The 21,638-nt window shown below is 42.5% G+C and carries 22 protein-coding genes and 1 pseudogene; 14 read left to right on the plus strand and 9 right to left on the minus strand.

Features of this window, described 5'->3' with window-relative positions; all coding sequences use genetic code 11:
* Window positions 1–40 precede the first annotated feature (40 nt).
* The 3 genes from ACJJI5_RS16955 to ACJJI5_RS16965 all read left to right on the plus strand — a co-directional run bounded on the left by ACJJI5_RS16955 (window position 41) and on the right by ACJJI5_RS16965 (window position 3,695).
* On the plus strand, window positions 41–526 hold the full coding sequence (locus ACJJI5_RS16955) for a hypothetical protein (protein WP_445354715.1): 486 nt from the start codon (window positions 41–43) through the stop codon (window positions 524–526).
* A gap of 115 nt (window positions 527–641) precedes the next feature.
* Window positions 642–2,369 carry a hypothetical protein gene (locus ACJJI5_RS16960; protein ID WP_445354716.1) on the plus strand — a complete coding sequence of 576 codons (1,728 nt, stop codon included), beginning with the start codon at window positions 642–644 and terminating at the stop codon, window positions 2,367–2,369.
* Window positions 2,370–2,396: 27 nt separating this feature from the next.
* Window positions 2,397–3,695, plus strand: coding sequence for a HupE/UreJ family protein (locus tag ACJJI5_RS16965; protein ID WP_445354717.1), 1,299 nt, complete (start codon window positions 2,397–2,399; stop codon window positions 3,693–3,695).
* Between the two features lie 171 nt (window positions 3,696–3,866).
* Here ACJJI5_RS16965 and ACJJI5_RS16970 read toward each other — a convergent pair whose 3' ends face one another.
* Window positions 3,867–4,268, minus strand: a complete 402-nt coding sequence (locus tag ACJJI5_RS16970; RefSeq protein WP_444925517.1) for a GFA family protein — start codon at window positions 4,266–4,268, stop codon at window positions 3,867–3,869.
* Window positions 4,269–4,802: 534 nt separating this feature from the next.
* Window positions 4,803–5,651 carry a TolB-like translocation protein gene (locus tag ACJJI5_RS16975; protein ID WP_445354718.1) on the minus strand — a complete coding sequence of 283 codons (849 nt, stop codon included), beginning with the start codon at window positions 5,649–5,651 and terminating at the stop codon, window positions 4,803–4,805.
* A 915-nt stretch (window positions 5,652–6,566) separates the two neighbouring features.
* Here ACJJI5_RS16975 and ACJJI5_RS16980 point away from each other — a divergent pair.
* The 4 genes from ACJJI5_RS16980 to ACJJI5_RS16995 all read left to right on the plus strand — a co-directional run bounded on the left by ACJJI5_RS16980 (window position 6,567) and on the right by ACJJI5_RS16995 (window position 11,647).
* Window positions 6,567–7,976, plus strand: coding sequence for a S41 family peptidase (locus ACJJI5_RS16980; protein ID WP_444925519.1), 1,410 nt, complete (start codon window positions 6,567–6,569; stop codon window positions 7,974–7,976).
* Window positions 7,977–7,985: 9 nt separating this feature from the next.
* Entirely contained in the window at window positions 7,986–8,669 is a 684-nt protein-coding gene (locus tag ACJJI5_RS16985; RefSeq protein ID WP_444925520.1) for a response regulator transcription factor, read from the plus strand.
* On the plus strand, window positions 8,662–9,924 hold the full coding sequence (locus ACJJI5_RS16990; RefSeq protein WP_413662778.1) for a sensor histidine kinase: 1,263 nt from the start codon (window positions 8,662–8,664) through the stop codon (window positions 9,922–9,924). Before ACJJI5_RS16985 ends, ACJJI5_RS16990 begins: the two co-directional genes overlap by 8 nt.
* Window positions 9,925–10,508: 584 nt before the next feature.
* Window positions 10,509–11,647 (plus strand): IS3 family transposase gene (locus ACJJI5_RS16995; protein WP_445354143.1). Its coding sequence is split into 2 segments (ribosomal slippage): window positions 10,509–10,758 and window positions 10,758–11,647, totalling 1,140 coding nucleotides; the frame shifts between segments, so codons are not numbered across the junction.
* Here ACJJI5_RS16995 and ACJJI5_RS17000 read toward each other — a convergent pair.
* The 6 genes and pseudogenes from ACJJI5_RS17000 to ACJJI5_RS17025 all read right to left on the minus strand — a co-directional run.
* Window positions 11,622–11,837: pseudogene (locus tag ACJJI5_RS17000) on the minus strand (MOSC domain-containing protein); the annotation flags it as partial. The gene ACJJI5_RS16995 and the pseudogene ACJJI5_RS17000 overlap by 26 nt on opposite strands.
* 94 nt (window positions 11,838–11,931) lie before the next feature.
* Window positions 11,932–12,504, minus strand: a complete 573-nt coding sequence (locus ACJJI5_RS17005; RefSeq protein WP_444925522.1) for an NAD(P)H-dependent oxidoreductase — start codon at window positions 12,502–12,504, stop codon at window positions 11,932–11,934.
* A 36-nt stretch (window positions 12,505–12,540) separates the two neighbouring features.
* Window positions 12,541–12,918, minus strand: a complete 378-nt coding sequence (locus tag ACJJI5_RS17010; protein WP_282931931.1) for a MerR family transcriptional regulator — start codon at window positions 12,916–12,918, stop codon at window positions 12,541–12,543.
* 450 nt (window positions 12,919–13,368) lie between these two features.
* A complete protein-coding gene (locus ACJJI5_RS17015; RefSeq protein ID WP_445354719.1) occupies window positions 13,369–13,848 on the minus strand; it encodes an FAD-dependent oxidoreductase in 480 nt (159 codons plus the stop codon).
* Window positions 13,845–14,983, minus strand: a protein-coding gene (locus tag ACJJI5_RS17020) for an IS3 family transposase (protein WP_445354143.1) whose coding sequence is annotated in 2 segments (ribosomal slippage) — window positions 13,845–14,734 and window positions 14,734–14,983 — 1,140 coding nt in all. Because the reading frame shifts where the segments join, the coding sequence is not laid out codon by codon here. The genes ACJJI5_RS17015 and ACJJI5_RS17020 overlap by 4 nt, the downstream gene beginning before the upstream one ends.
* 58 nt (window positions 14,984–15,041) lie before the next feature.
* Window positions 15,042–15,677, minus strand: a complete 636-nt coding sequence (locus tag ACJJI5_RS17025; RefSeq protein WP_445354720.1) for an FAD-dependent oxidoreductase — start codon at window positions 15,675–15,677, stop codon at window positions 15,042–15,044.
* Window positions 15,678–15,885: 208 nt separating this feature from the next.
* Here ACJJI5_RS17025 and ACJJI5_RS17030 point away from each other — a divergent pair, with 208 nt between their 5' ends.
* Together ACJJI5_RS17030 and ACJJI5_RS17035 are read left to right on the plus strand one after the other, a co-directional pair.
* Window positions 15,886–16,134: a hypothetical protein gene (locus ACJJI5_RS17030; RefSeq protein ID WP_444911237.1), complete on the plus strand. Its 249-nt coding sequence runs from the start codon at window positions 15,886–15,888 to the stop codon at window positions 16,132–16,134.
* Between the two features lie 12 nt (window positions 16,135–16,146).
* A complete protein-coding gene (locus ACJJI5_RS17035) occupies window positions 16,147–17,028 on the plus strand; it encodes a LysR family transcriptional regulator (RefSeq protein WP_445354721.1) in 882 nt (293 codons plus the stop codon).
* A gap of 60 nt (window positions 17,029–17,088) precedes the next feature.
* Here ACJJI5_RS17035 and ACJJI5_RS17040 read toward each other — a convergent pair whose 3' ends face one another.
* Complete coding sequence (locus ACJJI5_RS17040) at window positions 17,089–17,460, minus strand: hypothetical protein (RefSeq protein ID WP_445354722.1); 372 nt, start codon at window positions 17,458–17,460, stop codon at window positions 17,089–17,091.
* Window positions 17,461–17,758: 298 nt separating this feature from the next.
* Between ACJJI5_RS17040 and ACJJI5_RS17045 the strand changes: the two genes are divergently transcribed.
* From ACJJI5_RS17045 to ACJJI5_RS17065, 5 genes are all read left to right on the plus strand, one after another.
* Complete coding sequence (locus ACJJI5_RS17045) at window positions 17,759–17,992, plus strand: transposase (protein ID WP_445354723.1); 234 nt, start codon at window positions 17,759–17,761, stop codon at window positions 17,990–17,992.
* Between the two features lie 869 nt (window positions 17,993–18,861).
* On the plus strand, window positions 18,862–19,461 hold the full coding sequence (locus ACJJI5_RS17050; protein ID WP_444898038.1) for a thiamine biosynthesis protein ThiC: 600 nt from the start codon (window positions 18,862–18,864) through the stop codon (window positions 19,459–19,461).
* A 93-nt stretch (window positions 19,462–19,554) separates the two neighbouring features.
* Window positions 19,555–19,893, plus strand: coding sequence for a hypothetical protein (locus ACJJI5_RS17055; RefSeq protein WP_444898039.1), 339 nt, complete (start codon window positions 19,555–19,557; stop codon window positions 19,891–19,893).
* Between the two features lie 248 nt (window positions 19,894–20,141).
* Window positions 20,142–20,600 carry a hypothetical protein gene (locus ACJJI5_RS17060; RefSeq protein WP_444898040.1) on the plus strand — a complete coding sequence of 153 codons (459 nt, stop codon included), beginning with the start codon at window positions 20,142–20,144 and terminating at the stop codon, window positions 20,598–20,600.
* A gap of 144 nt (window positions 20,601–20,744) precedes the next feature.
* Window positions 20,745–21,602: an AraC family ligand binding domain-containing protein gene (locus ACJJI5_RS17065; RefSeq protein WP_444898041.1), complete on the plus strand. Its 858-nt coding sequence runs from the start codon at window positions 20,745–20,747 to the stop codon at window positions 21,600–21,602.
* Window positions 21,603–21,638 lie beyond the last annotated feature (36 nt).

The following is a 21,638-nucleotide window of genomic DNA, read 5'->3' on the forward strand; positions in this document are numbered from 1 at the left end:
CTAAAGGCATAAAACCCATAAGTAAACTCTGTACAAGAAGATGATTCCGACTAAAACCCTATTGCAGCGTTTCAGTATTACTCTTCTGTTACTGGCATCCGGATTCAGTGATGCTCTCTGGTCTCAAGAACTACAAAAGAAAAATACGACTTCGGCAATCGGGGACGCTTACTTGCCCGGCACTCGTATAGCCTCCCCTCGCCAAAAGCAAGCCACCACCTACTTCCTGCCAGCATTGAGTAACAGCGACAAATTAACTTTTCATGTCGAGCATTTGCTCAGCAACCACATTGGCGATCTCGACGCCCTCAGAATGGAATGGGCCATCAGTAACCGGCAAGTGAAATTTCCGACCTGGGACCCCAGCAGTGCAAAGGCGGAGTCCGAAAAGTTACCAGCTGCCCCTACTGAGGTTGTATTCATACCTACCATTTATGGCGGAAAAGTAATTTATAAAAAGCTGATTGGGAAAATCTATGGGGAAGTCAATGCAGCCTTCGGTACTGATCTTGAAGCACCAGACTAAATTAATCCCCCTTCAAAAATGAATAAGGTGCAACTGATAAACTCTGCCCAAACAACACATGACTCCCAAAACGAAATTTTATTTATCATTCAACAAAATACTTATCAGCCTGGCCTTGATATTATTCATCTGTGCATTATCAACAACCAGCAAGGCTGATTTCATCAGTTTAAGTGGCGCTGAGACCGCCAACAATATTGCGGAGATTGATATACAAAAAAATATCCTAAACATTAGATTCGAGATATCAGCAAGCGATGCCAAACTATTTTGGCCAGGAATTGAAGATACACCAGACATTTATCGACTGGCCCAATCAGCAAAAACCCAGCAATCTTTCGATTTTCAAGTACTCTCTGGAAATAAGAACATTAAGCCCAAAGTCATCTCAATTCGAGTAGCCCAGAGGAAACCTATAATTTCCCCTTTTGCTGGGCAAACCGATCCCCGCACCGGCATAAAAATGCCGGATTTCCCGGCAGATAAAAAGATTCTTTTAACTCAGCTGAAATATCCAATCGGTGGACTTTCAGACCTGCAACTAAAACCACCCATGGGTAGTGATGAGCTGGCATCCGTGACAATTGGCTTTACCAGTCGCCACGGGCAAACACCTATCAGCGGCTTTCACTACCTATCCCAACCTGAACCACTCATTATCGACTGGAAAGACCCATGGAATACACATTTTAAGAACACCGATATTAGTCGGCATAATCGCTACCCTCTAATGTCTTTCCTCTACGTAGAGCCCCGCCAGATACGCCATGAGATACTCGTGCGCACCAAGGACTTACTGGAGTGGACTAATCACCCTTTTGATGCCTGGCAACCATTAACACCAGAAAGTAAGGCCTTCCTGCACCACACAGTACGCAGCTATCTAAATAATAAAAATCCAACTTCTATTGATCAGTCGCCCTCACAGCCGAATAGCATTGAGACTGTTTTTCTTCGCGCAAATAACAGCGGGTACTCACAGATTTCGGAGAATGACACTATTGAAATGGGCTCAGTGATGATTGGCTACCGGGAAAAATTTTCCATTGATGCACTGCCCCAGAGTGTTACCGTAGACTGGAATCTATTCACCGATACGATCAACTCCGTTCCCACCCTTATTCAGGACCCCACAGGTCCATTCCCCACCCATGTAATTCCTTCATTTCCTGATATTCAGTGGCACAACTACCTATACGATTACCGCCCTCCAAATAGCGATCCACTCGTAATAGAAACCCCTAGCCTAGCGGTCCCTATGGCCATCCTATTTTCATTTCTTATTATTACGATAATTGTATTGACGCTATCCACCAAACACTCAATTTTAGGCCGCAAGGGTTCAACTATTATCTATACCGCCATAATAATCTCAGCTGTCGCTTTGTACCTCAATCTTCCAGAAGAATACCGGGTAAACCTTCCAGGAACCGCTAAAAAACGAGACTTGGGTCAAGTAACAGAACAGCTACTGTTAAAAGTTGCTGCCGCATTTAAAGAGCCTCTACCGATCAATCTGGAATTAAAGCTAAAAAACCTGATTACCAAGGATGGATTCGAAAGTACCTATTCAAATCTGGCACAAATTTATCGCCCCCAAACAACGAGTGGTGGCTTGGGATCAATCAGTACTATTACAAATCTTAAAGTCGAGTACTCCAGCCAAATTAACCTGAATGGCAACAAAGGATTCCGGTTGATTACAAGTTGGCAGGCGGTAGTAGAGGACCGAAGCTGGGGACACTTTGAACAAAGACCGCAAGAGACCCGGGCCAATATCGCAATTATCCAGTCTGATAACCACTGGAAAATCGCTGGATTTACTCCCCTATCCGTACGGTAAGAATAAAATAGAGAAATAGCTAGAGCCATGAAAAACAGCACACTCAAGTTGCCCGCGATGATTGTTCTATATCTCCTCATATCCAGCATCAGCGGGCAAGCACAAGCGCATTTCCTTCTCAACCTCAATGTACGGATTTTCCATATAGAGCACACAGCCAGTGGTGCCAACCTATATATGAGAGTGCCTATGCCCTATTTACTGGCAGATAAAACAGGACTGGGGCGCGACCCCTATACAGGCAAAATCCCACAACCCGCCCCATATACCAAAAACTCCTTGAATCAAGGTGACTTGGTCCACTATGTTGACTTTCAACAGCTGGAGCTAGCGCCTCTAGGACTCGGTAATATTGCAGAGAGCGCCATTTTTCTCCGCAATACTGACATGCAAATAAAAGGCGATGTAAAAGCCGTGCGCTTGTATCGGATAGGAAGTGAACCGGACTTTGCAACGCTGGAGGAGGCACAGCAGGCATTTTTAAAGCAATATTTACCTGAAGATACCAATCAAAGGTTGTATGTGGGTGACACCTTGGTTGATATTCAGATCTACTACCCTCTGGAAGCTCCCCTTGGGGAATATCAACTATCCAGCTCTCTTAACCCAGGCCTCCCCAACCAGGAAGACACCGCCAACCTGGTACTGGATTACAATCCAGGTAGGACCCAGGTCTTTCGCTCACGCGGTCTTATGCAAGATCCACTACTGATTACCCACTCCTCAATAGACGCTGTGAAGACTTTTCTGGCGGAGGGCATCGCCCATATCCTGAAGGGGTTGGACCACGTGTTGTTTGTACTCTGCCTAAGCCTCGGTGCACTCAGCCTACCGCTACTCTTATGGCGCGCTACCGGCTTTACCATCGGTCACAGTATCACCCTCTCAGCCGGATTCTTTGGCTTTGTTCCCACAGTCAGCTGGTTCGTACCTATGGTAGAAACCGGTATCGCCCTATCCATAATCTATATGGCCTGGATATCACTACACAGGGAAGACACTAAGATCACAGGCAGCGAAAGTACAATTTTTATCGGCACCTGTATGCTCGGCCTACTCCACGGCCTGGGTTTTTCATTTGTATTACATGAAATACTCCAAGTTGATTCCCCGAATATCTGGCAAAGCCTCTTGGCCTTCAACCTGGGGGTAGAAGCCGGGCAAGTACTCATAATTCTTGCCATATGGCCCCTTGCCTATTTAGCCAGGCTGTGGAAAAAGGAATGGGAAATCCGGATACGTTATTCTGTTGCTGGACTCTGCAGCGCAATTGCTTTTATTTGGACATTAGATAGAGGATATGAGCTTGTTTCGGCAATTTTCTGAACAGGAGAATGAGTTATCTCTCTGGCTATTACAGCCGAGATAATACACCTAAAAATGCCTTGTATTCTCAAGCTCCAGAGACAAAACTCACTCCAAAATTAACCTCCCTGTCACTACACACGTAATAGTGAGTAAAAATACAAAGCGCAATAAATCAGGACGTTAAATAATTTAAGATCCAAACCCCTTGGGATGCTGCTTCCCGGCGTCACCTATTACTTCCCAAGAAGCCTTTGAGTCAACCCATAAATGATGAACCACTTTTAGGTTTTCGTTACCATCCACCAAGCTTCCTGCAGGAATGTAAGTATTTAAAGAATCATTCTCTCCGGGCAGAGTCGAACCGCAAGTAGCGCAAAAATTTGTATGCCAATCATGCCCAGGCTTAGACCAATACTTAAGGTTCTCCTTACCTTTAATCCAACTAAACTTCTCGGTAGGCACGATAGCTACAGTAATAGCGCCACTCCCTGTGGAGCGACGGCAGATTGAGCAGTGGCACATATATAAATCTGTGAGGGATTCTTGTATCTCATAAGCTATCTCTCCACAATTGCATTCACCTTTAGTCAAAAAGACACTCCTTTTTTAATAATATAAAGATACAAAGCCCACATATCTGAGACATCTATATCACCTTGTATAGATTTTAACCGATCATAGAGTCCCAAAAGAGCATCTACTCGCACTGAACAATCTCCCCAGCTAATTTTAAGTCCGGCAATAGCTATATGTTCTACAACAAATGTCTCAGGCTGAACTTCCGCTCCAAAGAGATAAAAGGTTATCAGAAAGAACTGGCTTTTGTGGTGCGCATATCTATTTGCACAAACCTTTATCTAACCTGATTTCTCTCATCATTGATTCAAGTTTTCGGTAGCAAGTGGCTAATAGAGGCTGAGTTGAGCAATATATAAAAGTGAGCACCCGCACACTTAGTGTGGTGCTCACTTTCTCACTTGGTGAAAGGATTCTATACAACTTAACAGGTTACTGCGGGATCAACCGGGGCTTCATGTATCGTGAAGACCGGAAATATCATTAAAGAATTTAAATTTAGCAACATGATGATAGATACAGAGAACTAGGCGTAGCTTAGTGTAAATTTTATTTAGGCCTAAGGGCCTCAATAAACTCCGCATCTACCCACATAATTTCAAAATTCGGTGGAGTACAACGCCGACAGTAGAAAAGGTATTTCCCATCGGGCGTTACATATCCACCACCATCTTCCCCTTCTGTATTGATATTATCACCGAAGTTAATAGCCGCGCCCCATGAGCCATCTTGTTGGCGAAAACTGATGTACATATCGCTATCACCATATCCACCCTCTCTTTCACTATCCCAGATAATGTAGGACTCATCAGGAGCAATAAACGGATGAGCAGTCCACTTGCCTGTATTTATCTGCTCTCCAAAAGGTTTTGGCGCTTCACGCTTACCATCTAACAGACGCGAATATCGAAGAATACCATCTCCATTTGAACCTACTTCATCAAATACAAACGTTCCTTTTGCAGAAGCCGTAAGGCGCATGATACGAAAGTCTTCAAATAGTGGCCCCAGGCTTTTAGGTTCAGACCAACCATTATCAGTGCGCTCTCTATATCGATTTCTAGAATACATTGTTTGACCATCAGGTGAGATAGAGCCACCCCAGGCCACTTCCGATTCATACCAACGATTACCCTCAAGCTTGAATGCAACTTTCGAAGACTCGCCACTTTGGTGATATCTTCTTGTAACGTAGTACTCCTTCATATCAGGCGTGAAGTAACCACCCCAATCCCGATACTCTTTCGAGGGATTAGGAGCGAATAACTTTGGAGTTAACCCAGGAGGTTTCTGTCCAAGATAGGGCCCTTCAAGAGCTGTCAGTGTATCCTGACTATAACTGTTAACACTCAAAGTTAGGAGTGAGAGTAGAGCAATTGAAATACAAAGGTGCCTCATGACATATCCTTGCTTAAACATGAAGTAATAAGCAACCAATGTATCTATTCAGGCTTTATAACACCTGACGTCCATATGAATTTTGTCTGATTCTTGTGAGAAGAGGTGTGATCCGCCGACTATTTGTATGAAATATACACAAAAGCGACTCTATAGCGAAGGTTCGGACCTCCCTTTTGCCCTCCATATATACTGACCTTGCGGCTCATTTAGTATTGCCAATCCACACTGAGTACTCAGTTACAGAGAGAGTTATCGGGACACGACGATCTTAAATTTATAGATACACCCTCAGATATCCACCTATTCGCTGTAAGTAAATCCACAAGTCTGTCCAAAAGAATAGATGATGATGGAAACTATGGAGTAACGAGCACTATTTTCTAATATCAATCGAATGATCAATTTTTATTCTGCAGGATTAAGATTGAGCGATACTATAGCCCCAATAGCTACTGCACTTTCTACCAGATAGACATAAACCTGGTAGAAAATACACTCAATTAGATACATTGCATGAAACACACTTTCTTAGATCTCTACCTATTGAAGTGAGAGCGCTTTCCTTGGTGGGAGGCTTGGTAAGTGATGTCTAGAGGTTGGATTGGGAGAAAGAACCCTGGGCGTTAGGTTCCTAGAACTAGATAAGCTATTGAATTTACAACATTTTATCAGCTCCGGTGTCAATACTCTATTTGCTGGGTTTCCAGAACTGCTCCTGGGGTTGTAACTTACCCAAATAACAGAGATGCAATGCCAAACAAACTACCTGCCTTTAGCTGACGCAAGTTGAACTGGGTGTTTAACTAGGCCTGTTGAGTTAATGGAATAGCTTCTAGCTTTGCTATTACGTAGCTTGACAGAATCTTCACAACCCCATTGTTAAGCTGCTCATTTCAAACTTGAGTTTTCGAAATGAAAAGGTTATATCAAATTTGTTTTTTTCTGGTAAGTTCAGTATTGGTTATTGCTTGTAGGTCATCACATCTAGAGATTTTTCCTGAGTTAACAGACAGCTCTTTGTTGGAAAAAAAATTAACTGTTGCTGAAATGCGAGAAGATGTGGAGGCATTCTACTTGGGGGCTTTAGAAAGACATCCGGCACTAGATCATTATACCGATTTACAGGAGCTGGAAGAAGCGGTGAGAGAATTACAGCTACAAATCTCTGATTCTATGAATCGACTCCATTTCTATCGAATTGTAGGGCAACTGGCGCACAAGTTTAATGATGGTCATTCTTTTCTGATATGGCCTTATCAGGAGTATGAAAAACTTATAGCCAGTGGCAAAAAGCCCTTTCCATTGGCTGTTACTTTAACTCCTGATGGTAGTATCGTAACAAAGAATACGTATATAAATGGTAGGCAATCAGTGCCGGCAGGGGCAAGAATTACAGGGATTAATGGTCAAAGTATTCAAACCTTGATGGATCATATGCAGAAGTTTGCAGGTGGGGAGTCTCGCTTTCTAAGAGAGCAAATTATTACTAAACGGTTTGGTGTAATGTTATGGGCTGTCTTTGGGTTTATTGACGATTTTGAATTGAAATGGCAGGAGCCTGTGAGCCGATCCAATCATACTACCCAGTTACTTTCTAAACAAAACTGGCACCTTCAAGATGAAATTATCAATGGCAGGCAGGACTTCTATTTTAAAGTCATATCAGATGACACTGCTTATCTTCATATAGGCAGCTTTGATGTAGGATTGGACTGGTTTAGCGAGTTTATCGATCAAGCTTTTACTGATATCAAAAATAGAAAAATTACATGCTTGATTATCGATTTGCGCGAAAACTTAGGGGGTAATACTGATAGTGCCACCTATTTATTAAGCTATATTGCCCACAAAGAGTTTCGTATGATTTCTTATATGACAGAAAAATTGAACCAACAAAATCGAGGGCTTTTTAACTATAAGGGAAAAGCTGGAGAATTGATTCAATACGACTGGGATGAATGGCACCGCCCCATAGATAATAATAACTTATTTGAAGGAGAAGTTTATATACTGATTAGCCCGGTTACTTATTCTGCTGCTATCGTATTTTCTAGTGCGGCTCAAGATCATCGATTTGCTACATTGATTGGTCAGAAAACGGAAGGCTACTCTAACCAAACTGCGCAAGGTAACTTGTTTAATTTGCCACATTCACAATTGAGGGCTTATATCACTACACGCAAGCTGGTAAGGCCCAATGGGGACAATAAAGTTAGCGGTGTAATACCAGATATCCCAGTAACTCCGAATGCAGAAGCTATCGCTGCCGGATATGACTTGGCCATCAACAAAGTGTTATCTTTACGAAATAGTGCTGACTAAGAGGTAATCATGAACCTGACAGCTTTATTAATTGAAGACAATACAGACATCGCTTGCCAGGTGTGCGACTTTTTAGAGCAACAACTGTTCCAGGTAGACTATGCCAGTAGTGGCAAGATGGGGTATAGCCTGTTTCAACAACATCAATATGATGTAGTATTGCTGGACTTAATGTTGCCTGATATTGATGGTATTAAGTTATGCCGACAGATCAAAACTAATTATGAAGTGAATACCCCGGTGTTGATGCTCACCGCTAGAGATAGTATTTATGACAAAGGGATTGGTTTTGAAGCTGGTGCTGATGATTATCTAACCAAGCCATTTTCATTGGAAGAGGTGGCTATGCGGTGTAAGGCCTTATATCGTCGACATAACCTTTATCGATCTCAAATCCTTAATATTGGAGAATTGTGTATTGATATACGCCAGCATAAAGCTACCCGCCGAGGGCAGACTCTAAAGCTCAGTCGTACAGACTTCAAACTACTATTGTTACTCGCCAAGGCGTTCCCTCAAGCTATGACCCGCTCTGAACTATTAAGTAAAATTTGGGGAGACAATTTTCCTGATAGTGATGTATTACGATCACATATCTATATATTGAGAAGTATATTGGATAAGCCTTTTTCATATAACATGCTAAAAAATATTCATGGGGTTGGATATAAATTAGATGTGCCATATGAATAACCCAGCTCAGTGGCCAAAGAAAGGCATACAGCAGCGCACCTTGTATTTAATTGCAATTTACTCAATTTTTTTGGGTTTGCTTTATAGTCTTGTAATAGTGGCTTATGCTTGGGTAGTAGAAGATAATATTTTTAATAGATTAGTCAATAATGAGGCCGTATATCTCAAGGAAGTCTATAAATCATCGGGAGAAATTACAACTCCAAGATTGCAGTTTATTCAGTTGTATGGAAGTAGAAGTGCTTTGCCAGGTAATATTCCTGTTTTGCTAGAGCAAGATCCAGAAAGAGTTGAATTTGTATTAGATCGAGGCCCAACTCTCCATATCAAACCAGTAATTCTGGGGGAGCTGGAAATGGTATTAGTTGCAGACATTTCCGCTTACGAAGTTAGTACTGATTTTCTACCAGAAGTAACGATATGGCTATCATTGATGCTTGTGTTACTCGTAGTTTTAGGTTTATTGCTGGCCTTCTGGGTATCAAGTTATACTTTAAAGCCTCTACAATCTCTTGCTTATGCAATCTCAAGAAGTAAGCAGCAGCCCATTTCGCCGGGCTTCGCCAGAGCTTACCCTAAAGATGAAATAGGTTATTTGGCAAAGACTTTTGAAGATACCTTATTGTATAAACAAGTCATCTTAAAGCGTGAGTCCGACTTTACTCGGGACATTAGTCATGAACTCAGAACTCCATTGAGTGTATTACGTAATATTATTAGCAAGGTAGCTGGTACTGGCAGAATATCTTTAATGGAGATTGAGAGGCTACAAAAATCTTCATCAGAGATGCAAAGAACTATATCAACTCTGCTGGCTCTGGCAAGGCAGGAGTCACTGGAACGCCAGGAGGTAAGCTTATTGTTTGTACTTGAAAAATCGATATTAAATCATGTACAAGCAAGCCCTGATAGCCTTTTAACTTTTGAACTTCAGGTTTCTGCTGAAGAAAAGGTGCGAGCTAATGAAAATTTGTTGCTGCACCTTTTTACTAACCTCATAGAAAATGCAGATCATTACGCCAGCGACCATAAATTGAGCATTAAATTTTCACAAGGAAATTTACATTTTTCGAATAATATTGATGAGATTCAGCAGAAGTTGATAAAAGATCCTTTTACTGAAAGTGCAAAAAACAAACATAGTTCCGGCTTGGGGCAAGGGCTGTATTTAGTAAAGCGTATTTGTGAAATGTGTTCTTGGCAAGCACGGTATCAATGCGCTCAAAGCAGATTTGAAATAATTATCAGAACTTAAAGGCGTTAACTATTAATGGCCACTCCACTCTCTCAAGTTGGATACCCCAAGGTAGCAGTGGCTCATAACCCTCAACGGATTGACAGTGAGGAATCTGCTCAAGCAACTTGACGTAATACATTTAGGGGGCAAGGCTGTGCATCTTGGCAGTGCGAATCAATCTGAAGTGCAGGCATAGTGCTTTAGCGCCATTGACCAAAGATACAAACAGGAAGGTCTTACGAGCCATCACAAAACTGCTTATCTAATCAATCCTCTTCAGGCGTCTTTCCACTTTTTCTCGCCACTCTTGGGAGAGGGGCCGCAATTGATGGACGGCCTCAAGTACTTGTTTGCTAAAAGCATACTGCTTATCAAATAAGGCTCTAAACATGGCATTTACACTGACAGAACCAGGTGCAGCAACTTTACTTAGTTTTTTTCTTGTCCTATATAACCTTCCTCAAGCACCCTAAAATACACACCAGTGTTGAAGTAATCTTTAAATAATTTAACGGTATTATCATTATCTAAAGCCATATTGTAGTGGTCTAATCCTTCCGGACACTTCGCTAAGATGGTAAAACTACCAAGCGAGGTGAAGTATGACAACAAAAGGTACACGCCGGTATTTCAAGCCGGAATTTAAGAAAGACGCCGTAGCGCTAGTCTCTGAGCAAGGGTATTCAATTTCTAAAGCAGCAGAGGCTGTAGGAACAACAGCCAATAACCTGCGACGCTGGATAAAGGAACTGAAGCAGGAAGAAGACGGTGTAAGGTTGGATGTAGGTGAGCGCGCAGAATTAGAGCGATTACGACGTGAAAATAAGCAGTTGCGGATGGAGAAAGAAATCCTAAAAAAGGCCAGCGCCTTCTTTGCGAAAGAAATGAAATAAAGTACAGCTTTATTGAAAAACAGCAAGGCAGCTTTCCTGTTAGGGTGCTCTGCCGGGTAATGCAGGTAAGTAAGACTGGCTATTACGATTGGTGTTGCCGTGGTAATAGCTCAATAGATGCTCAAACATGGCAACTATGCCATCGTTTGAAGGCCCTATTTGCAGAATCTAGACAGAGCCTCGGAAGTCGTCGGTTAATGAAGCTGTTACGTAAAGAAGGTTTTGAAGTCGGGCGCTATCGAGTCCGCAAGCTCATGAAAAAGCTAGGCTTGGCAGTAAAGCGTAAGAAGCGATTTACAATAACGACAGACAGTAAACATCACCTACCGGTCGCAGAGAACCTTCTGAATAGGGAGTTCTCACCGAGTGCTAAAAATCAAGTTTGGACGACTGATATTACATATATTTGGACTTCGCAGGGCTGGTTGTACTTGGCGGTAGTGATTGATCTCTATTCGCGCCGGATTATTGGTTGGCATCTAGATCGGAAGATGGAAACGGCCCTGGTAACTCGTGCGTTGATGATGGCTGTCAATTTGCGTTCGCCCCCAAAAGGTCTCCTGCATCACTCTGATCGTGGCAGTCAGTATGCCAGCCATACCTACCAAACGTTATTGAGTCAGCATGGGATGGTGTGTTCAATGAGCCGTAAGGGAAATTGTTGGGACAACGCACCGACTGAACGTTTCTTCAGCAGCCTGAAGCGGGAGTGGGTAACAGGAAACCTTTATCCGACAAGGGAGGATGCGGTAGCGGATGTAAGAGCCTATATTGCTTATTACAACTCACGCAGAATACACACAACACTGGGAGACCTAGCCCCTATCGAATTTGAGAAATGTGCTTGAAGAAGTGTCCGGTTGGAGTTGACCACAACATATTGAGTTTAAAACATGGAATTCTTGGCTGACTTACCTCGAGGAGACAATCGCCTATGCTAAATTGGTCGCCGATAAAGACTTCATCTTCGATAAGCCCAGAGACTGTCAAATTTTCCCCGAAAGTTCCATAGGGTAAATGGCTTTTATACAGGATTTGTTGCCAATAATCCTAACTATTGAAGTTAAGGTATCGTCAAGTTTATTGGTTGTCGTTAGGAAGTCATAACTAACATAGATTGATTTGTTCTAGGCTAGATACATCTAGCACCAAGTGCTTTAACAGTTTTCAACCAGGAGCCCTGTTGATTCTTATCAGACAAAATCATTGAACCAAATAAATTAACCTCTGCTTTTGAAAAACCACAGTATTGAAGAGTAAATCGATCAAGCTGCTCTAATACTGGCTTTGCTTGTTCTTCAAAATATTCCGTAGGCGCATCCATTGTCAAAATTATTCTTGATGTTTTGCCTTTAAGAAGCTTTATGGGCTCTGCACTACCACTCTCAAATTTAAAGGTAATTCCGGGAAGAAAAGATCGATCAATCAAGCCTTTGAGCTTTCCTGGCAGTCCGCCCCACCAAATAGGCGACACCACAACAATATGCTGTGCCCATTTAAGAGCCTCTTGAAATTCAGATAGACAATCCTCCAATACTTGATGGTCATCGTACCCAAACTCTAAATTCGAATTGAAGTCCATTTCCGACAGGTTATATCGCCGAACATTTGCCTGTTTCTTTGCTTCAGACTCATAGACATCGCTCAACTGCTTAACAAAACTGTTCTTCTTTGGATTGCCATTTAAAAGTAGGATATTTTTCATCACTTCATACTATTGCTTAAAGACATGATGAAAAGTCTACCGTCTCCCCTTAAGGGGAGAGTCAAGGCTTTTATGACAGGAATCTATAGACGCAATACATTGATCAACCTTTTCAGCTTTATTAGAAAGTGATTTCAATTCAGCCTCAATTTTTCTTTTTACTTTCTTCAGGAAAACTCTGATTCGAGCCCAATCAACCTCTCCATTATGGTACCGAATAACATCCTTCAACTCAGCCAAAGTCACCCCAAGTACTTTGGCTTCTGAGATCAAAGTAAGAATTTCAACATCTTCTGCCGTATAGACTCTATATCTGCCCTGCCTTTTAGGAACGGCAATGAGGCCTTTTTCCTCATAAAATCTTATCGCTTTTACAGTGAGATTCGTCCTTCTTGACACCTCTCCTATAAACATACAGACCTCCTACCTATGCTCAATTTCCCATTGAGATTACAGCCTATGAAAAATATTCATCACATGAAAGGAGCCTTCCATGAGTTTGGGACCTTCGCAGCTCTTACGGGTACTAGTAGAAACCCATAAGAGCCGGGACTCACTTCTTACATTCTCATGCTTTCGGCACAAACATTACGTTGAAGAACGTAAATACGCAATACCGCAAATTAAGAAGAAAAGGCCCTCTAATTTCCTGTAATAAATTCAGACGGGGAACCTAACTACGTAAATAAACTACTACTAATGGCAGTAACACCTCTATGCCGCCTCATACGCATCTGGCAAGTATGGCTAGTATCTGGACTACCTCTTACTTGATTTTCAATGGTCAGTGAGAATGTCTATTCAGAGAAACCTTAGAGACTGGTAGATTTTAATTAGAGGTACTCTACTGTATACCAAAAAGCTCTAGCTAAGTAAGTCTGGAGTTGTACCGCTCGCTTTAAGCATGTGGCCTATCCCCATGTCTTTTTGTTTCAGGTTAACAAATAGCTTTGAAGTAAAAACACCAAAGGGCATTTGAGCTACACCTGTCTCTGTACCGGTCGGCGTAACAATGGCATAACTAGGTGTTTTATAAGGCGTAACCTTTTTACCTTTGGCTTGATTAATGATAACGCTTGCTAAGATGCCTCCTTGAACGTTTGCTATATAGCCGTGCTTATTTTCATCCAGAGTAGAGCAATCACCTATCGCATAAAGGTTAGAATAACCCCTAACCCGCATATATTCGTCCACTTTAATTAATCCCATCTTATCTAACACACCGGGTAATTCTGTTTTTAGAAACTCGGTATTTGGCGACATACCTACACATTCATAAACCAAGTCTGCCTTGAAAGTTTCTTGAGTATTGTTGTGGTCAACTCCAACCGGACACTTCTTCAAGCACATTTCTCAAATTCGATAGGGGCTAGGTCTCCCAGTGTTGTGTGTATTCTGCGTGAGTTGTAATAAGCAATATAGGCTCTTACATCCGCTACCGCATCCTCCCTTGTCGGATAAAGGTTTCCTGTTACCCACTCCCGCTTCAGGCTGCTGAAGAAACGTTCAGTCGGTGCGTTGTCCCAACAATTTCCCTTACGGCTCATTGAACACACCATCCCATGCTGACTCAATAACGTTTGGTAGGTATGGCTGGCATACTGACTGCCACGATCAGAGTGATGCAGGAGACCTTTTGGGGGCGAACGCAAATTGACAGCCATCATCAACGCACGAGTTACCAGGGCCGTTTCCATCTTCCGATCTAGATGCCAACCAATAATCCGGCGCGAATAGAGATCAATCACTACCGCCAAGTACAACCAGCCCTGCGAAGTCCAAATATATGTAATATCAGTCGTCCAAACTTGATTTTTAGCACTCGGTGAGAACTCCCTATTCAGAAGGTTCTCTGCGACCGGTAGGTGATGTTTACTGTCTGTCGTTATTGTAAATCGCTTCTTACGCTTTACTGCCAAGCCTAGCTTTTTCATGAGCTTGCGGACTCGATAGCGCCCGACTTCAAAACCTTCTTTACGTAACAGCTTCATTAACCGACGACTTCCGAGGCTCTGTCTAGATTCTGCAAATAGGGCCTTCAAACGATGGCATAGTTGCCATGTTTGAGCATCTATTGAGCTATTACCACGGCAACACCAATCGTAATAGCCAGTCTTACTTACCTGCATTACCCGGCAGAGCACCCTAACAGGAAAGCTGCCTTGCTGTTTTTCAATAAAGCTGTACTTTATTTCATTTCTTTCGCAAAGAAGGCGCTGGCCTTTTTTAGGATTTCTTTCTCCATCCGCAACTGCTTATTTTCACGTCGTAATCGCTCTAATTCTGCGCGCTCACCTACATCCAACCTTACACCGTCTTCTTCCTGCTTCAGTTCCTTTATCCAGCGTCGCAGGTTATTGGCTGTTGTTCCTACAGCCTCTGCTGCTTTAGAAATTGAATACCCTTGCTCAGAGACTAGCGCTACGGCGTCTTTCTTAAATTCCGGCTTGAAATACCGGCGTGTACCTTTTGTTGTCATACTTCACCTCGCTTGGTAGTTTTACCATCTTAGCGAAGTGTCCGGAAGGATTAGACCACTACATATTCATAGAACGGTAAATTGCACCTTCTTTAACTAACCGGGTATTGAGATGTACGCTAACACCCTTAGCCGTAAGCTGTTCTAGCGCCTTGTTCTGAGCTTTAGGCTTAAGATGGCCAAGTAGTACATCTTTAGAATGGACTAACGTCACGGTTTTATTGGGAAAAGCGCTGCTAATTTCCCCGGCCAGCTCCACGCCAACGGTACCGCCTCCTACAATCAAAACTGACTGAGATTTCGCCAGTATTTTTTGCTCATTCCGCATTTCTTGCTCACGCTCGGAAATTGTATAAGCTGATGTAGATTTAGCTATCGGCAAGGTTGGGTAGCGGCTGCCTGTCGCGATAACTGCCTGCTTAAAGTAAATCTCTAATCCATTCGATGACTTTGCTATCCGGTCATCCATGGAAACCACATCTGCTTGAACAAAATCACTCTGAATAAAGTCACGATAATACTTACGTGGATTAGCAGTCAGTAAGCTAGGAGCTATCGCATTACGCAATGTGGCAAAGGTCACTTCAAAATGGTCCTTTCGATCAACCAACACCACCTGCTTAGCTAACTTTTGGGCCACAGAAACACCAGCAAAGCCTCCGCCAACGATTAACACGTCTGTCCGTTTGATCATAACTCGCCTCAATATCGTCCAAATGTTCGGATAAAGCGCGACCGTTCGCAATGCCTCACGAACAGGTCACTTCTTGATAGGGAGATAAGGATAAAGTTAGACTTAAGCTAATGATATTAACTATAATCTAACCTCTTGTTAGCTTTTGACTAACATGTTGGTTTAGCTGATATCGGGTGATGATACCGCGCAGGTATGTAGTAAAAAGGTGTATGCAGACTCCCAGCTTCTGCTGGCAGAAGAAAAACAAATAGCTGGTTTACGTTACTCATTCAAAATGATCAGCGGTGTTGATGCTGTCCAGTTTGCAAGCACTGGCAAATGGTATCAAGTGCAGATTACTCATGTTGTCAGCACAACAGAAAAGATGCTTCACAAAAGAAAGCCAGTTAATGGCTATTTTCAGTTTAAGATCCTCAAATATGCTGCATCAGAAACTTACCTATATTTTCTCTAAGCTCACGCCACTATGACTTTGGAACAATTACGATATTTTAAGGCGATAGTTGAAGGTGGCTCGCTAAAAGCTGCTGCCCAAACACTTCACCGAACACAGCCCACTATAAGCGCCGCCATCAAGAAATTAGAGGCAGACCTCAATCTACAACTATTTGATCGGGACCAATACAGGAGCACACTCACAGCTGACGGCAAAGCCCTGTATGAACAATCCAAACATGTACTAGCTGAAGCCCACTCGTTTGAGAGCTTAGCTAAACAGCTGGTCGCAGGAGAAGAACTGGAAGTAGGTATTGCGTTTACTTCCGCCATACCGGTCGGCCCAATACTCAGCGCAATACGTCAGTGCAAAATTGAGTACCCAAAAACACGCTTGGAGGTCTATTCCGAAAATGGCCTCGGGCCACTGGACTTATTAAAGGGAGGCCAGGTTTCCATAGCTATTATTCCGTGGACTGAAACTTACGACCAGCTTGAATCCATTCATCTAATGAATATGAAATTCATTTCTGTGATCGCTGGCGACTCTCCCCTACTTACCCAATACGAGAAAGTCCCAAGGCAGATTATGCTACACCATCCCCAGGTGATCATCAGTGGTAGGAAGTCATCCACTAAAACCTACGGGGTGCTTGAAGGGGGCGATCAATGGAAAGTCAACGATTTTCCGGCTAAAAAAGAAATTATTCTTCAAGGTATGGGTTGGGGTACGCTACCAGAACATATGATAGAAGCGGAGCTTGAACAGGGCTTATTATCTCCCATTGCAGTGGAAGGGATCCCAAAACCGCAAGAACTGGAAGTACGCGTGGCAAGACAAGCTTCTAATCCAATGGGCCCCGTAGCAAGTTACCTTTGGCAATTATTCCTAAACCTTCAGGGTTTTCATTAGAAAACACTTACGATATTTCTACCAAGATTTTTCAGATTCTTTATGTTTAATACATAGATTCTAAGAATTCGAAGCTGGCCTACTAGGTGTTTGTATTTTACGAGAGAAACTCTTTGGCTCCTCATTAACTAGATAGTAAGAAAATGAATCATTCCAACTAGCTACGGCAACAGGCTGATACTCGGATAGTGCTGCAATAAGATCGCAACCGCCCTCAAAATTAAACTCATCCGCTCTTCCAAGGGAAATTCCCAGATAGTTACAGAGGGCTACAGCATCAAACTTTTTTGGTGCCTCCCTGAAGAAGTACCACTCATCGTAGCTGTCCGTAAAAAGGAATGATTCGAAATTTGGCTCACTAATGATGGGCGAAACAGCTCGCCGATTACTCGTATGCCAGCCCAAACTGATATCTTCTTTAGTGAGCCTCATAGGTTTCCTACCAAGAACATCTGAATCAAAGGAGGTATTTATAGCCCTAAAGCCTTAAATCAAAGGAAAAATTTCAAAAAAATATCTGCTAGATATACCTCATTATCCTCAATCCAATAATAATTTCCGAGGATTCCTTTTCTTCGCATAGTATGCCTCCCCAGCTGCCAGCAAATGGACTTAACAATATTAGAGGCTGTTTCATAACTTGAAATCTGCCATTTTCACGCAATTACAAGGAAAAAGTGCAGCAATAGTGAGCCGATTCAAGTCAGAGTTAGCCGATGGTCAATGAAAATTGATCGAACCTTGTCTTTCTAAGTTAAAACGAAAAAAGGGAGGTCCAAAACCCATTGATAATCGAGCTTGTTTTAAAGGCATCCTGTGGGTTTTACGTTCTGGAGCACGATGGAAAGATCCTCCTACATACTATCCATCACCGAGTACATGCTGGAGAAGGCTTCAACTTTGGGAAGAGCAAGGTGTTTGGTTACAGGCATGGAGAAGATTCCTGGGGCTGTTAGATCAATAGTCTTTGCTTAACTGAGAGGCACCATTACTTCGGCCTCACCAGCAGAAGTAAAGTTATTACACCCATTACTTGATGTTACATATAAAAATTGAAAGATTCATCGTTTAGTTTATGGTAAGGCGGCGGACTCTGATCCTCTTCGAGATAGTCTATTGTGTCCTGGAATTGACCTTATCTGGTCACACAGGATTAATAGGAAAAAAGCCTCAAGGCAGGATGGTAGAAGGCTCAGAAGGTATGCCCTCCGTTGGAAAGTTAAGCAGATTTCATGTGGCTAGTAAATTACCGCCGTTTGGTTGTTAGAAGGGAGCGATATTTGTCCACTTATCGTGCTTTTTCTATGTTGCATGTATGTTAATTACGTTAAAGAAGTCATGGAATAGCTTCTAGTTATTTTTATAGTTTTAGTTGCTTCAATTATCAACGTCTGTCAAATTGGCTAAACACGTAACAAACAGCAACAGCATGATCACTTGAAAAACATACGGACTAGACGGGCTACACTTCACTTCGAGCTCTCTTTGCAGATCTTTAGGCGTAGATAGTTATACTAATACCATTCACATATCCATTTAACAATATGATAATAAAATGAAGAAATTGCTCTTTTTTCCAATCGCTTCTTTTTCACAACCATTTTGCCAAGCTATGATGCGACCTCAATCGCGAGGTCCGATCCTAAAAAGTAGACTTTGACACATATAATCTAAAAATTTTCGTTGGGGACGCTTGCTTTCCTATAACCCGATATAAATATATAGTTAGGTTCGAGAAAGCCGCATATCCCAATATTTCGATATAAAATAAATAAGGCCAACCCCTATCTTTAGAAGCAAGATCCATATATAGATAATACAAGGCATCTAACTATGAAGTTCACCAATGCGCGAAATATCCAAATCATAGCTTTTCTGCTGTTGGCGCTAGTAGTTACACAGGCACTCTTTACCATGCTGTATGTTGCAGAGATTAACCCCTCACGGCAACTTTTCTGGGGGCTGGAGGGCTTGCTGTTTACCATTCTTTCAGCTTTTGCTGGAGCGGCCATGGTGCAGACTAAAAACCACCATGTAGGGTGGTCCGCTATTGCATTCAGCTCTGTATTCAATGTGGTGCAAGTTAGCATTGGCGCCACTATGTTTATGCCATTTCGGGAGGTCGCTAGCCAATTAGAGGCGCTTGGAGCTGCAGCGGGGGCCGTTGTGGCTTTTTCATTTATGATCTATTACGCGGCGAAATTTTTGCTGGGCTTTGCTGCTCTTATTTTTGGGGTTGCCAAAATGAATGGGAGCTCCAAAGTGCTGGGAGGTTTGACTGCCTCAGTTGGCGTTATTGCAATGTTTGCTAATGCTATTTCGGTTACGTTTGGACGTGATTCCTATTTACCCTCTTCCGTTGCTGGAGCATCGGGTGTTCTTGCAACCTTACTCTTGGCGATTTGTCTTTTGACTATTGCCCGCGAGGACTGATATACGAAATTTAATCTAATAATCAAGTCGGGCGTGACTTCACAACAGATTGCTCGGCCGCCCATTTAAGACTTATAGAAAGAGACCTTTATAGTGGATGAACTAATATATAGCAAAGAAGAGATCCTGTCGGTTCTTAGAGATATCAATGAATTCGTGGTCTCACTGGATCAAATGAATAAAGTACACCACGAGTTTGGTGAAGAGGCGTGGAAGGATGAAATTATTGATTATTTTCAGAGTGCAAGGGTAAGTGACAGGCTAGCGCAAGTACGCTCGATGCTTTCAAAACCGTTTCCGAGTGATATTGGACCCAATGATATGGATGAGCTTGAGAGAGAAATGCAGGGGGTACAGTATTGGACTTTTGAGGAGTACCTGGCAAAGAACAACTCACCCCACTTTCCAGAAACCGCTTATCGAAAGCGTTAAATTTCGGTAAGGTGATCGGTTATTAATATATAAGAAAATCGTTTCCAGCCTATCATAGGCTTTCTTAAGGAGCCATCTACAAAAAAGAGGGTCATGCTAGTAATGAAATTACTCAAGTAGCATCGTTACACTTTACAAGACTAGTCAACGCCACCTACTATGAGGGCTGGATCTCCATTCTTGGGCTTCGAAGGCTTAAATTAAAAACTTGCCTCTTCACGGGATCCAAAGTCATGGCGTTAAGCAATATGAATAAAATTCGAAGAAAAATCCTAACCAAAATCACTTTAATTATTTTCCTAACAGGTATAGTTTTCTATATGTCAATTGTATTCAGATCAAATAAACCTGTAGATTACGCAAGGAAAAATCAATTTAGAGTTGTGCCAATAGATAACTTATTGGTAGATAAGCCAAAATTATTTGGGCGAGATGAATTGCCAGTCTTTATTTATATTTCCTCTGCTACAGGTGATCCTGTGGTACTGGAAGCTTCTGTTAAATATGATGACTCCGAGTACTATAGATTGATCAGATACAAGCCAGGAGTTTATTCAAATGGGAATAAATGTGCCTTCGTTGAGGAGGGTAAAGGTGGTTGGTTTTCTTTGGACGGAACAATGGTTTCAAGTCCTGGCTGGTACACGGGCAGGATAAAACCAGTGATCTATGAAGTAAGAATGGGCAATATATATTTCGCAAGATAAATACTTACCAAACAAAGGCACTCGACATCAAAAGTACCACTTCAAAATTATCCACTATTCAGTTGTCACTCTCCTATCTGTAACTTTGCCTTACCACCCTTTCTTTCTGTAAAGTGATGGTTATTTATCATACGAGGGTTATCAGTGCGAAAGGAATTCTCTAAGGCTTGGCGAAGTCCGAGTCATTGCGGCATAGAGCTTTTTCACGCCTACTTCCATAAGTTTTCCTTTGCCAAGCATTGGCATGATGAACTCGCTATTGGAATCTTCCTTTCTGGCGTAGAAAAGCTCGATTATCGCGGTGAAATAGTGACTATTCCTCAGGGAACCCTTGCTGCGCTTAATCCAGGGGAGATTCATACCGGTTTTTCCGGAAGTGACTCCGGTTGGTACTACCGTATGTTTTACTTTGACACGGCGCTCATTGAGGAAACCCTCAGAGAACACACTCTGCTGAATCAAACACCCGTACCATTTTTGAAAGGACCACTATTGGATGATCCTGAGCTTTTTCAGCTTCTCTACAAGCTACATAGCAGTCTTGAAATGAACGCTTTATCCCTTTCAACAGACTCTCTACTCACCCTGGCAATTAGCCAGCTCTTTGCCCGTCACGGCGACCAAAAGATCTACCCGAAGGCATCGTCTAACAAACAGGGAGTCTTGAAGGCCCGTGCTTATTTACAGGAAAACTGGCAAAGAAATGTGACACTGGATGAGTTGTGCCAATTAACTGGCATGAGTCGATATCAGCTAATTCGTAGTTTTAATGCCCAGTTTGGCATTCCTCCACATCAATTCCTAATCCTCCTAAAAACCCAAAGGGCCCGCGCATTATTTCGTGCGGGAGCCCAGGTGGCTGAGGTGGCTATCGACTGCGGTTTTTTTGATCAGAGCCATTTGAGTCGAAACTTCAAGCGTGCTTTTGGTATCACACCTGCTCGCTACTTAAAGTCTGCACAGCGCAATTTCGTACAAGAACCTTCCCTCTACTCCCTTTAAGCTCCCCTATCTCTGGGAAAACAAAGCGCACCGTTA

It is taken from the genome of Microbulbifer maximicatervae (SeqCode) (assembly GCF_052467955.1).